The sequence below is a fragment of the Pauljensenia sp. UMB6358 genome, assembly GCF_030216865.1.
Classification (GTDB): domain Bacteria; phylum Actinomycetota; class Actinomycetes; order Actinomycetales; family Actinomycetaceae; genus Pauljensenia; species Pauljensenia turicensis_A.
Genome location: NZ_JASOMS010000004.1, coordinates 128,550 through 141,243 on the forward strand (window position 1 = coordinate 128,550; position 12,694 = coordinate 141,243).

13 protein-coding genes are annotated in these 12,694 nt (G+C 57.5%); 9 read left to right on the forward strand and 4 right to left on the reverse strand.

Annotated features, from left to right (window positions below; genetic code table 11):
• Positions 1–63 precede the first annotated feature (63 nt).
• On the reverse strand, positions 64–888 hold the full coding sequence (locus tag QP381_RS04390) for a YwiC-like family protein (protein ID WP_285067965.1): 825 nt from the start codon (positions 886–888) through the stop codon (positions 64–66).
• 207 nt (positions 889–1,095) lie between these two features.
• Between QP381_RS04390 and QP381_RS04395 the strand changes: the two genes are divergently transcribed.
• Complete coding sequence (locus QP381_RS04395; protein WP_103632421.1) at positions 1,096–2,061, forward strand: bile acid:sodium symporter family protein; 966 nt, start codon at positions 1,096–1,098, stop codon at positions 2,059–2,061.
• Positions 2,062–2,391: 330 nt separating this feature from the next.
• Here the strand turns inward: QP381_RS04395 and QP381_RS04400 are convergent, their stop codons facing one another.
• Entirely contained in the window at positions 2,392–4,356 is a 1,965-nt protein-coding gene (locus QP381_RS04400) for a solute carrier family 23 protein (protein ID WP_103632396.1), read from the reverse strand.
• 461 nt (positions 4,357–4,817) lie between these two features.
• Between QP381_RS04400 and QP381_RS04405 the strand changes: the two genes are divergently transcribed.
• From QP381_RS04405 to QP381_RS04415, 3 genes are all read left to right on the forward strand, one after another.
• On the forward strand, positions 4,818–5,099 hold the full coding sequence (locus QP381_RS04405) for an HU family DNA-binding protein (protein WP_006681852.1): 282 nt from the start codon (positions 4,818–4,820) through the stop codon (positions 5,097–5,099).
• Between the two features lie 195 nt (positions 5,100–5,294).
• Positions 5,295–5,627, forward strand: coding sequence for a DUF3039 domain-containing protein (locus tag QP381_RS04410; protein WP_040318748.1), 333 nt, complete (start codon positions 5,295–5,297; stop codon positions 5,625–5,627).
• A gap of 35 nt (positions 5,628–5,662) precedes the next feature.
• Positions 5,663–7,438: a DEAD/DEAH box helicase gene (locus QP381_RS04415; RefSeq protein WP_424133820.1), complete on the forward strand. Its 1,776-nt coding sequence runs from the start codon at positions 5,663–5,665 to the stop codon at positions 7,436–7,438.
• Positions 7,439–7,528: 90 nt separating this feature from the next.
• Here QP381_RS04415 and QP381_RS04420 read toward each other — a convergent pair whose 3' ends face one another.
• Positions 7,529–8,869, reverse strand: a complete 1,341-nt coding sequence (locus QP381_RS04420; protein WP_179370261.1) for a nicotinate phosphoribosyltransferase — start codon at positions 8,867–8,869, stop codon at positions 7,529–7,531.
• Between the two features lie 81 nt (positions 8,870–8,950).
• Between QP381_RS04420 and clpS the strand changes: the two genes are divergently transcribed.
• From clpS to QP381_RS04440, 4 genes are read left to right on the forward strand one after another with little or no spacing between them, the layout of a single operon-like run.
• Positions 8,951–9,238 (forward strand): ATP-dependent Clp protease adapter ClpS, encoded by a 288-nt coding sequence (gene clpS / locus QP381_RS04425; RefSeq protein WP_006681848.1) that lies wholly within the window; start codon positions 8,951–8,953, stop codon positions 9,236–9,238.
• A complete protein-coding gene (locus QP381_RS04430; protein WP_006681847.1) occupies positions 9,235–9,810 on the forward strand; it encodes a DUF2017 family protein in 576 nt (191 codons plus the stop codon). Before clpS ends, QP381_RS04430 begins: the two co-directional genes overlap by 4 nt.
• Before the next feature lie 9 nt (positions 9,811–9,819).
• Positions 9,820–10,656: a glutamate racemase gene (gene murI, locus QP381_RS04435; protein ID WP_006681846.1), complete on the forward strand. Its 837-nt coding sequence runs from the start codon at positions 9,820–9,822 to the stop codon at positions 10,654–10,656.
• Positions 10,653–11,459, forward strand: a complete 807-nt coding sequence (locus QP381_RS04440; protein WP_285067970.1) for an MBL fold metallo-hydrolase — start codon at positions 10,653–10,655, stop codon at positions 11,457–11,459. Before murI ends, QP381_RS04440 begins: the two co-directional genes overlap by 4 nt.
• A gap of 18 nt (positions 11,460–11,477) precedes the next feature.
• On the opposite strand, the gene QP381_RS04445 is transcribed toward QP381_RS04440, so the two are convergent.
• A complete protein-coding gene (locus tag QP381_RS04445) occupies positions 11,478–12,410 on the reverse strand; it encodes a LysR family transcriptional regulator (RefSeq protein WP_285067971.1) in 933 nt (310 codons plus the stop codon).
• A 140-nt stretch (positions 12,411–12,550) separates the two neighbouring features.
• Between QP381_RS04445 and QP381_RS04450 the strand changes: the two genes are divergently transcribed.
• A complete protein-coding gene (locus QP381_RS04450; protein ID WP_006681843.1) occupies positions 12,551–12,679 on the forward strand; it encodes a hypothetical protein in 129 nt (42 codons plus the stop codon).
• Positions 12,680–12,694 lie beyond the last annotated feature (15 nt).

Genomic DNA, 12,694 nt, shown 5'->3' on the forward strand with positions numbered 1-12,694 from the left:
TTCAATTGATGAGGTCACACTGCTATGCGGTTCCTCGGCGTTGCTTTGGGTAGATAAATCGGACTAGATGAGTGGGATGGTCAAGCTGGCAACCACAAGCAGTGACCACACAATCTCACTGCGCCCAAGAACGATCACAGGAATCGGCTTTGCGCGTCGTGCCTGCCAGAGCGGAACAATCAGGGATCGGGCCAGCAGAGCAACCCACAAGACGATGGAACTCCAGCCGAGCAGATTCGCCCATACTGCACAGCAGACTCCGACCAGCGCAAGCAGATGAAGAACCCCGCCGGCAATAATCCACGGGCGCGGGTTTTTGCGTCCGCGAATCAGTGAACGCACATACGGAACGCAGGCGATGAAATAGGCGCTGAGCACGCCAAAGGAAACCCAAGCAAAACCAAGCTCAGTGTTCGTCGGATACACGTCAAGCGACAGACTGGCGGCAACAGGTGTCATCAACGTTGACGCAAGAACCGACGAGAACCTGGTCGCAATCGCACGATCATGCCCGCGCGACACCCCCCACAAGGTCAGCGCAACCAGCGGAGCAAAGAACGGAGCCCACGCCAGCAGTCGAGGCGCCACAACCAGAAGCGGAATTCCGAGCAGAGCAGTCAGCCCAGTCCACGTGATAAACGCAGGTTGAAGGGAAGAACGACGAGAAGACGGCGCCTTCATCCACTTCTCAAACACTTGGAAGAATGCGAACGCGCTAAACCATGCGGGGATAAGCAACGCAAAAAGCGGATGCCAGCCGGCAAGCCAACACCCCAAGAGGAGCGGGAGCAACGCAATTCCCCACGACCCCTTCTGACCGGGAACCCATCCCTTCGCGCCGAGCGAGCGTTTAACGCCACTCTTTGGTGTCATCTTCTTCGGTTCCATGACACAAACTCTAGGCAAAATGCCGGGCAATGGAGATGACAAAGCGTCGTCAAGAGACACGTTAAACCGGTGCCCGGGACCCCTTCCCGAAAGGAGTCCATAATGCCAGCCCGACCTCGTCAACCGCGAGACGTCGCTTACCAAAGCAGACGAAAACAGGAGTTTTTCGCCAAATCTGGGCACAATAGAGGCGTGAGTACCCCGACGATGACAGCTCCCGCGCCCCAAACTCCTGCGCCTAGCGCACAAGAAGACCGATCCGCAAAGGTCGCGGTGACCGTATTTCCCCTGATCATCCTTGGCGCACTTGTTGGTGGATTGATCTTCCCCGACGCTGCTGCGCCACTGGTTTCCGGCGTGAACTACGCGCTGATGGTCATCATGTTCGGCATGGGTCTGACACTGACATTTCCCGACTTTGCGGTTGTTGCCCGTCGCCCCTGGCCCATCATCATGGGTGTCCTGCTCCAGTTCATCGTCATGCCTCTGTCCGCACTCTTCGTCACCTGGGCATTCCACCTCGATCCGGCGCTCGCAGTTGGCGTCATCCTTGTCGGTTGTGCGCCCGGTGGAACCGCATCGAACGTCGTCGCCTACCTTGCGAAGGGTGACGTTGCCCTGTCGGTTGCGATGACCTCCGTTTCCACACTGCTTTCTCCGCTGGTCACGCCGATTTTGACCAAGTATTTGGCCGGCCAGTACATGCCCGTCGACGCGCCCGCGATGGCAAAGTCGATCATGATGATCGTCTTCATCCCCGTGGTCCTTGGCCTGATTGTTCATCGCCTGATGCCACGCTTCGTTGCCACGGTTCTTCCCGCCCTGCCCTGGATGAGTGTCCTTGGCATCTCCTATGCGGTCCTCGGGTTGGTTGGCGCCTCGTCTGAGCGCATACTGTCGGGTGGCCTGCTGGTTCTTGCCGTCGTCATCGTGCACAATGCGCTTGGCTTGGGCCTCGGCTACGGTTTTGCCCGGCTGACCGGTGTCGGTGAGCGTGCAGCTCGCACGACTGCCATCGAAGTTGGTATGCAGAACTCCGGTCTAGCAGCGGGTCTCGGTGCCCAGTACTTTACCCCCGAAGCAGCCGTCCCCGGCGCAATCTTCTCTGTCTGGCACAACGTGTCCGGCTCCGCGCTGGCGGCGTTCTTCCAGCGTCGCCCACTGGACAAGTAATCCACAGTTTCGCCAGAGTTGCTCCTTCTGTTTCTCGTTGGGGGACGAGGCACCCGCAGAACTTCTACCTTTCTTCACTTCAGCGCCTTGCGCGCATAACGAATGGGTCCGCGATCCGGTGTATAACCAGACCGTGGGCCCATCGTGTGTGAAAGCCCCCGAGGAAGTCACCACTGTCGTTGATGCCGATAACGTCGCACCAGAAGATAGAGTTCAGGCCGTGGTGCAGGTAGGCCGGGATGAGTAGGCGCTGACAATTCGGGGGAGAAAAGCGCTGGGGGGGCTGGCGTGTGCCAGCCCCCCAACGGAGTTTCAACGAATCAGGATCGGTCAGTCGACCTGGTCAAAGTTGCGACCCCACGCGGTGCGGATCGGGTTCGCATCAGCAACCAGAATGTTGAAACGCTCGTCGGCAATGTCGATGACCTCACCGAGTGCGAAGCGTGCTTCACGCGTCTGCGAAGACTCGACGCGCTTCCATGCCGAAGCAATCAGCTGTTCGCGATCGGCAAGATTGGTCACGCAGACAACCAGCGGGCGATTAAACTTCTCGCGGTAGGCAGCCGATGCTGCCTGCAGCTCCTTGAGTTCAGCATCGTTGAATTCGCCAAGAGCGAGGGCTGCGGTGTCAGCATGCGCCTGCTCGTTGGCATCCTGGTTGGAGGCCAAGTCGGCGATGTCAACGTAGGCGCTGATCAAAGCTTCCTGTTCATCAGCAGATGCACCGAGGACCTCGTCCTCGAATGCCTTACGGAGCTCGGTTGCATCGGTGAACGGACGCTGCTCCCATGCGCGTTCGACGGGCCAGACGTCACCGTCGTACATGCTCTTGAAGGCTTCAACGAAGGTCTCGCGATCCATCGCATTGACCTGATCGAGGTCCACGGGACGACCGTCAACGATTGCAACATCCGGGCCATCCTGCTTGCCAACGTGGAAGAAGAGCAGGTTCAGAATGAAAGCTATCAGCGCACCGATGGTCACGCCGGAACCGAAGATGATCTGCAACCATGACGGCATCAGGGATGCAAGATCGGGCTTCAGGGTGACCAGCATGGCCAGACCAATGGAGGTCGAAACGATGACGGCATTGCGGTGATCGCGCATGTCGACCTTGGACAAGGTCTGGATACCGACAACGGCAACGTTCGCGAACATGGCCAGAGATGCGCCACCGATGACCGGCCCGGGAATCGAGGCAACCACTGCGCCAGCCTTCGGCAGGATGCCGAGGATGATCATAATGATGCCGGCTGCAGTGACAACCCAGCGGGACTTCACGCGGGTCAGTCGAACCAGACCGACGTTCTGGGCGAAGCAGGTGTAGGGGAACGAGTTGAAGACGCCACCGAGGAGGGTGGATAGACCATCTGCGCGAAGAGCGTTTGCAACGTGCTTCGGCGTGATGCGCTTGCCGACGACCTCGCCGGTTGCGAAAACGTCGCCGGTGGTTTCAACCATGGTTACTGCCATGACGATGAGCATTGAAATGATTGCGGCGATGTTGAACTTCGGAATGCCGAAGAAGAACGGGGTGGTCACGCCAACCCATGCCGACTGACCGATATCAGAGAAGTTGGCGTCGCCAAGGGCGAATGCGATAGCGGTCATGACAACCAGGCCGACGAGGACCGAGATGGTCGACATAAAGCCTTTAAAGATGCGCTGGATGGCAACGATGATTACCAGGGTGCCGAATGCGTAGGCGAGGCCGCGCAGAGTGAGTGCGCCAGCGTCCTGCCCCTCTGCCGCGTAGGTGCCCCACGACACGATGTCGCCAGCGGAGACGGAGATGAGCGTGATACCCATGACGGTCAGAAGTGTGCCGGTGACGACGGGTGGGAAGAAGCGAAGGAGTTTCGCGAAGAAAGGTGCCACGAAGAAAGTGGCGAGGCCGGCCGCAATGATGGAGCCATACATGGTGGCAAGGCCGGTCTTCGGATCGGCACCGGCTGGAGTGGCGGCGATACCGATTGCGATAAGGGGCGAAACTGCAGTGAAGGTGACGCCCTGGATAAGGGGCAGCCTCACTCCGATCTTCGGGCCGAGGCCGGCCGACTGAATGATCGAGGCGATACCGCAGGTGAACAGGTCGGCGTTGATCAGGTGGATCAGGGTTTCGTTATCGAGGCCGAGACCGGATGCGATAACAAGAGGAACAACGACGGCGCCAGCGTAGAAAGCCAACACGTGCTGAATGCCAAGAACTGAAAGTTTGCCAAAGGATGGGACTTGGTCAACGGGATGAACGGTCTTGCCGGTTTCGGTAGCCGTTTCATTTCGTCCGAGAGCCATGGATTCTCCTGGAACTCTAAGAGGTTGTTGGGCTCTTCCAATCTTCCTCTCGCGCGCGGGTGTTTCCTGCATCGCGTGGCCTATCTCGCACCCGGTTTGGACGAGTGTTCGAGGAGGGGAAACAAGGGAGTAAGCTATCCCCTTGGTGCGCTGGACACGTGGTTGTGTGTGCGTGATGATGTGGTCTTTCGTTCATGGCTTTGAAAGACCTGTTGAGTTATTCGAACCTCGTTTGATTACTTTGTTCTATCAGCAAAGGTAACCAAAGAAATGTGACCCAAGTCAATAAAAATGGCTTTTTAGGTGGTCGCTCATGCTCTATGGGGATCCAAAATGCGAGAAATAAGCCATAAATTGCGAAAAATGCCGTAACGAACTGACAAATGGCTCAGTTTTTTCGTACTGTTTCCCCAGTGGCTGTCGCCGTGACAGCTGATAGTAACAATAGGAATGAGGTTCTCATGCCCATCAATCGCACCGAGCTCGTTGCGCAGATCGCAGAGCGCGCAAACCTGACCAAGGTCGAAGCAGATGCAGCTCTTGGCGCTTTCCAGGACGTCCTGGTTGAGTCCCTTGGTAAGGGTGAAGCCGTGAAGATCACCGGCCTGTTCTCCGTAGAGCGCGTCGAGCGTGCAGCACGCACCGGTCGCAACCCGCGCACGGGCGAAGAGATTCAGATCCCGGCTGGCTTCGGCGTGAAGCTCTCCGCTGGCTCCACCCTGAAGAAGGCTGTTGCCAAGTGATCATCTGATCAAACTCTTCGAGTGCGGGGCGGAAACCACTGGTTTCCGCCCCGCACTCGTGTGTGAAACTTCTCTGCCTTTTCCTCTTCCTTTGCCCCTAGCGCCTGTTTTGTTGCTGAATGAAGCGGTTTTCTTTCGCGTTCAGCTCACTTTCTCACGAAGAGAGACCGCGCTAGCGGTCCTACAATGGGAGGCATGCGTAACTCCCTCAATGAACCCCAAGGGCCCTCGTCGCCCTCTGCTCCCTCGACTCAATCGTCGACCGGCTTGCTTGAACGAACTGAGGTTGAACGCGAAAAGGCTCCCGGCGATGGCGATCGATTCGCGCACTTCGTGCGTAGGGATAAAGCTGATTCATCAATGATGACGGGACAGCCTGTCGTTGCCTTATGCGGCAAAGTCTGGATTCCGACGCGTGATGCTTCACGCTACCCGGTGTGTCCGACATGCAAGGAACTTCGTGACTCGATGGGGAAGAACGGACGGAACTGGCCGTTCTCAGACGGGAATGGTGGCTCGGATAAGTGAGCTCCTCCAAGGATCGTCATCTCTATCCATCCCGCATCTCACCTGCTGCCGCTCGCTCGCTGTCTCCCTCGTTTCCTGCGCGTGCCAGAAGAGGAACAGCGGGTTCACTTCGCGCATGGCAGGCAGCTGCTCTTGAGCAATACATGGCTGAGGCACCGCGTGACTTCCTTGCGGTTGCAACTCCCGGTGCGGGTAAAACGACCTTTGCTCTCCGTATTGCTGTGGAGCTGATGGGGCAGGGCATCGTCGATAAGGTCACCGTCGTCTGCCCGACTGAACATTTGAAAGGCCAGTGGGCCGATGCTGCTGCGCGAGTCGGTATTCATATTGACCCGTCGTTTACGAATGCTCAGGGCCGTGCGGGCTCGCATTTTGATGGTGTTGCCGTTACGTATGCGCAGGTCGGCGCTAATCCTGCGGTCCATGAAATGCGTACACGCGACTATCGGACCCTCGTCATCTTGGACGAGATCCACCACGCTGGTGACTCGCTGTCGTGGGGTGACGGTGTGCGCCAAGCGTTCGGCGATGCAACGCGCCGTCTTGCTCTGACAGGCACTCCTTTCCGCTCTGATACGTCGCCGATCCCGTTTGTTCGCTACGTGGAAGATGCCGATGGTATTCGTCGCTCTCACGCCGACTACAGCTACGGCTACGGCGATGCTCTGCGAGACATGGTTGTTCGCCCGGTCCTGTTCATGTCCTATTCGGGTCAGATGTCATGGCGTACCTCGACCGGCGATGAAATGAGCGCTCGCCTGGGTGAACCTCTGACGAAAGACATGATGAAGCAGGCCTGGCGCACGGCTCTTGATCCGAAGGGTGAGTGGATTCCTGCCGTTCTTCGTGCCGCCGATCTGCGTCTTGCAGAAGTGCGTCGTCAGATCCCTGATGCCGGTGGTCTGGTGATCGCCTCTAATCAGACGCAGGCGCGGGCCTATGCGCGTCATCTGTACGAGATCACGGGTAAGAAGGCGACGATCGTCCTGTCCGACGATGCTGACGCCTCGGATCGCATTGATGCGTTCCGAGAATCGGATGACCGTTGGATGGTTGCCGTCCGAATGGTGTCGGAAGGCGTGGATGTGCCTCGTCTATCGGTGGGCGTCTACGCGACAAACACGTCCACCCCGCTGTTCTTTGCCCAGGCCGTTGGACGTTTTGTCCGTGCCCGCAAACGCGGTGAGACAGCGACAGTCTTCGTTCCTTCGGTCGTTCCACTGCTGGAGCTTGCTTCACAGATGGAAGCTGAACGCGACCACGCGCTTGACCGTCCGAAGTCAGCTGATGACGAAGACGCCATGTGGAATCCTGAAGACGCCATGGTCGCCCAGGCAAATGTGAGTGAGTCAGCATCGTCGGATTTGCTCAATCAGTACGAGGCCTTGGGTGCAGACGCAGAGTTTGATGGCGTGCTCTTCGACGGTGCTGCCTGGGGGCAAGGCGCTCAGGTTGGTTCAGTCGAAGAACAGGAATACTTGGGGATTCCCGGCCTGCTTGATGCAGATCAAGTGACTACTCTTTTGAGGGCGCGCCAAGCTGAACAGGTTGCAGCTCAAAAGAAGTCGAAGATCGCAGCGAAGATGCGTGAGGCGAACGCTGGAGTCTCAGACCACCGTCTCCGCGCCGCAAAGCGTAAGGAACTCTCACACCTGGTCTCGTCCTGGTCGCGTCGTAGCGGCGAACCGCACGCGATGGTTCACGCTCAGCTGCGTCAACGCTGTGGCGGCCCAGAGATCGCCCGTGCAACCACGGAACAGATTGAAGCGCGCATTGCTTTGCTTCGTCAGTGGTTCGTTGGAAAACACTAGGCCTGACGCAGCTGAATGTGAATGATGAGCTGATACAACGTGGCGCTCGCGCACCCAAGGTGCGCGAGCGCCGTCGCGTCTATCAGCGATTCAGAGCTTCACATAGCGTGTCGGGATCGCGACCTCGCCCTCGGACAGGCGCCAGGCCTGATAGGGAAGTTCGTTACGCGAGCGCACGTGCGTTGCTTGTGCTTTCTCTAATGCGTCGTCTCCCCAGAGGGAAGAATCGATTGTGCCGTCAGTGATCAGCGGAATTTGAAGTTCGCGTGCGCCCCGCTTGGCAAGTTCAGCCTTCGCATCGGCTTCAGAATCGGTGACAACCAGGATCTCTTCGGCTGCGTATCCGTCTTCGTCGATAACACGACCAGCGAACTTCTTGCCACCGACCGTCGACTTGGATTCCGATTTCTTCGCGACAGGCTTCGGATTGCCGTTCTCGTCTTCGCGGGACACGAGTTTGTACACGAGGGCCGCTGTGGGCACGCCCGAACCGGTGACCAGCTTCGTTCCAACCCCATAGGAGTCGATCGGCGCGGCGCCTAGGGCCGCGATAGCGTACTCATCCAGATCGTTGGTGACCGTGATCTTCGTGGTCGTTGCACCAAGAGCATCAAGCTGACCGCGAACCTTGAAGGCGGTGGCAACAAGGTCGCCAGAGTCCAAACGAACGGCGCCTAGTTCACCGCCGGCAGCGCGTGCGGCCTCAACAGCGTTGATGACGCCCTGTTCGACATCGTAGGTGTCAACGAGCAGCGTCGTCGATGGGCCAAGCAGTGCAATCTGAGCGTCGAATGCTTCGCGTTCCGAATCGTGCAGGAGTGTGAAAGAGTGGGCTGCGGTGCCAATCGCGCGGATTCCGTAGCGCTTGGCTGCTTCCAGATCGCTGGTTCCAGCAAATCCGCCGATGATTGCTGCGCGCGCTGCGGAAACAGCGGCTCGTTCGTGGCCTCGTCGAGCTCCCATATCCATGCACGGGCGACCGTGGGCGGCGATTGTCATACGTGACGCGGCCGACGCGATCGCGCAGTCATGGTTCAGGATCGACAGAAGAAGCGTCTCGAGCATCGTGCACTCGGCGAAGGTTCCCTCGACGGTCAGCAGAGGAGAGCCTGGGAAATAGCATTCGCCTTCGGCGTAGCCGCGAATCGAACCGGTGAAGTGGAAATTCTTCAGATAATCGAGTGCGTCATCGGAGACGATTTTCTCGGCGTGAAGCCAATCGATCTGAGCGGGCTCGAATTCGAAGCGTTCGAGCGCTTCGAGAATGCGACCAGTACCTGCGACAACACCGAAGCGTCGGGTTGCGGGAAGACGACGCCCGAAAACCTCGAAAGTGGATGTGCGCCATGCGGTGCCGGCTTTCAAAGCAGCATCAAACATGGTCAGTTCATACATGTCCGTCAGCAGTGACGTTGAAATTGATGAGGGCATATAGCAAACCTAGCGCGATATACCACAAGTTCGCGTGTTGAAACCACACCATGGTACGAAATCGTTGCTTAGGCTTGAAACATGCCAACGACTTCATCGACGCCACTTGAACGCCCGGCCCCCACCTTAGCTGGGCTCGCGCAGTGGCGTACTGTCGTTTGGGACGACCCGGTCAATCTGATGTCGTATGTGACCAACGTGTTTGTCCGTCACTTCGGCTATTCGCACGATCGCGCTGATTCCCTGATGCGTGAGGTCCACGTGCTCGGCAAAGCAACCGTATCTACGGGACTTCGCGAACGCATGGAAGCCGATGTTGTGGCGATGCACGGGTACGGTTTGCACGCGACGTTGGAACTTGACTCGTGATTGGTCCTTTTGTATACGAGGCCGGCGCTTTCAGCGCCGAATTGCACCCCCCGTATTCGACGTTGATTGCGCAGCTGATGCGTGAGATTCTTGTTGTCCTTGATGATCCAGGGGATATGCCAGCGTTCGTTGCGGCGGCAACCTCGTTGGAGAATCATCGCGAGGCTCCAGAAGAACACTCCCTGGACTATTTACTTCCAGCGATGAGCTCTGACCCTCAGGACGCAACGGGTTTGCGTGCGCTGACGGAAGATTTTTTGCGGGCAGAAAAGTCTGCTCGACTGCGTAAAGTGTGCGCGCATATTGAGCGCGCCGAAGCCCTCGGTATTCAAGAAGTCAGTTTCGATGCTGACGAGGTCTGGGATTGGCTTGGTGCGCTTAATGATGTTCGTCTCGGACTTGCCGGTGAACTTCAGATCGCTTCCGATGATGACGTGGAGCAAATCGCGAAGATTGCAAGCGAAAAACCGAATGGGACCCGTCAGCAGTCGGCAAGCGCTATCTACATGCTCCTTACCTGGTGGCAAGACTCACTGGTGTTAGCCCTGAATTCCCAAGGCGGTAGCAACTAGGGTCAAAGCATGGATAACGCGCCTATCGGTATTTTTGATTCTGGCCTCGGTGGCCTGACCGTCGCGCGTGCCGTCATTGATAAATTGCCGGACGAGGAAATCCTCTACCTCGGCGACACCGCCCACACCCCCTACGGGCCTCGTGCAATTGCAGAAGCGCGTCGCTTCACATTGGAATGCTTGGATGAACTCGCTTTCCGTGGTGTGAAAGCGCTGGTGATCGCCTGTAATACGGCAACGGCTGCAGCCCTTTCAGATGCGCGCGAACGCTACTGGATTGACGCGCATATCCCCGTCATTGAGGTCATCACTCCGGCCGCCAAGCAGGCTGTCGCGACCACGAGGAATCGTCGTATTGGCGTGATTGGTACGCAGGCAACCATCCAGTCGGAAGCATATCGAAACGCGCTTGCGGCCGTTCCAGGTCTCCATGTCTCACAGCAGGCGTGCCCTGATTTTGTTCCCTTTGTTGAGCGTGGTGTGACAACCGGAGTTGAACTGGAAGCTGTCGCGCGCGAGTATCTTCAGCCACTCAAGGACGATGGCGTCGACACTCTTATCCTGGGATGCACGCACTACCCGTTGTTGACCGGCGTTATCGGCCGTGTCATGGGCGAAGGAGTGTCCCTTGTGACCTCGTCAGAAGCGACTGCCAACGTGACGTACAACGAACTGACCGACCGCGATCTCTTACATGAACCATGGGCGGAAGGTGACGGTCCCCATCACCAGTTCATGACAACCGACTCCGGCGATACGTTCCCACGTCTGGCCCGACGTTTTCTTGGCCCCGAAGTTGGCAACGTGCAAGAAATCTCGATTGCGTCAGGAGCCAGTGCCCAATGAAACTGACAACGATCGGGTGCACCGGTTCCATGTCCGGTCCGAAGTCTCCGGCCTCGTGCTACTTGGTTCAAGCGAACGGCGTTGATCCGAGCACCGGTGAGGATCGCGTGTGGAACGTGGTTCTCGAGATGGGCCCCGGTTCTTTCGGTGCTCTCTGGCGTTGGATTAGCCCCCGCGATATTGATGCGGTGGTCCTTTCGCACTGCCACGCTGACCATATGGCTGACATCATCTCGCTACAGGTGTACCGCAAGTGGGGCCCCGGCTCTGATTTGCCTCCGCTGATGGTTGTCGGTCCCGAAGGTCTGTTGGAACGTATCCGCCAGATCGACGGCGTCGTCGAAGAAGAGCTGTACGCGAACGAATTCGATATTCGAACCGTTGAAGATGGCCACTCCTATCAGATTGGTCCGATGACTCTGACATCGTTCAAGGGTATCCACACAATTCCCTCGTTCGGAACGCGCATTGAGGGGCCGAGTCAGTCAGATCCGTCGACCGCGGTGTCGATGTTCTTTACCGGCGATACGGATGAAAGCCCTCGTATCGATGCTGGAGCTATGAATGTGGATCTTCTTCTGAGTGAAGTTGGTTTCACTCGTGAAGATTCAGTTCGTGGAATCCACATGGATGGGGTGCGCGCAGGTAGCTTTGCGACGCGAGCACATGTTGGTCGACTGGTTGCGACGCACATTCAACCGTGGACAGAAACTGAACAGGTGCTTGCTGAACTGCGTCAGACCTGGTCTGGTCCCGTTGATTTCGCCTGCCTTGGATCTTCGTTCGTGGTGGGTGACACGTAGCGCTCATCGCTGGGACTGCTACTGAGTGGTCTCGTATGTGTTGCCACGCCAGTCATTGTGGTGGGTTGCAACCCACTGGAAGAGGGCAGCAAGGACCTGGCCGGTTGCAGTGTTCGGTGAATCTTCTCCGTTGCGGTGACGCACCAAAATGCGCCTGAAGCCCAGTGCTGGCAGAGTTGTGACACGCATACCTCCCAGTGCAATTCCTTGGATAGCCATGTAGGGCATGATCGTTGAGCCTTTACCGGCGCGAACAAGGGCGTGCGCCGCCTCGTAGTTGATGTACGAGTAGGGCACCCAGTGGATGTGTGACGTTGCAGCTGCCACACGTTGCATGGGGAGTGCGCCGATCGTGTCCGGTGCGACCTGGAGCCATTGGACGTCGGCAAGGTCGCGTTCGGATCCCACTAGCGGGGCGTTGGAGGGGCTGACCAGTACCCAGGGTTCGTCGATAAATTGGACATCGGTGAAGCCGCGTGGCGCGTTGCCGGGGGCGGTGTCACGTTCCAGCATGAGCAGGTCGAACTTGCCTGAACGCATCTTCGTCATGCCCGGGCCTTCGTCGGATTCATCGATGTGGATTTCGACGCCGGGAAGCTCTTGTTCCAGCTGGGAGGTGAGGGGGAGGAGGACGTTACGAATAACCGTGTGAAAAGCGCCGATGTGTACGACACCGGTCAGGTGTCCGGCGATGGGGCGAAGATCTCGGGCAATGTCGTTAAGGTCATTCTCGATGCGTTCGGCGCCGTTGACAAGAATGCGCCCTGCGGGGGTAAGAAGAGCGCCGGCTGGGTTGCGATCGACGAGGTCCAGACCGACTTCTTCTTCGAGCTTTTTGATTTGTTGTGACACCGCCGATGCAGAGACCCCCAGGTAGTCTGACGCGGCGACGATTCCACCTTCGCGGTGAACTTCAAGAAGAACTTGGAGTCGTTTTGGATCGAGATGCATCGGAACTCCTATTGCTTAAGTAAAACTTAAATTACAAAAAAGAATAGTTCAATTGAACTGTATATGAGTGGCGTGCATACTTATATGTATCAAGTCGTGAACAGTGAGGCATACGACACAGAGTTGAATGGGGAAACGTCATGATGTCATTGGTCCGTCGTCAGCTAGACCGCTTCCGTTCCTATGTCACTCGCTATCGCAGACAGCAGCGTGATGAACTGCAGTTCTGCATGGATCGCCCGATTTACGGCAATCTGGTCGCCCGCTGAATCCGGCTTGGTGAT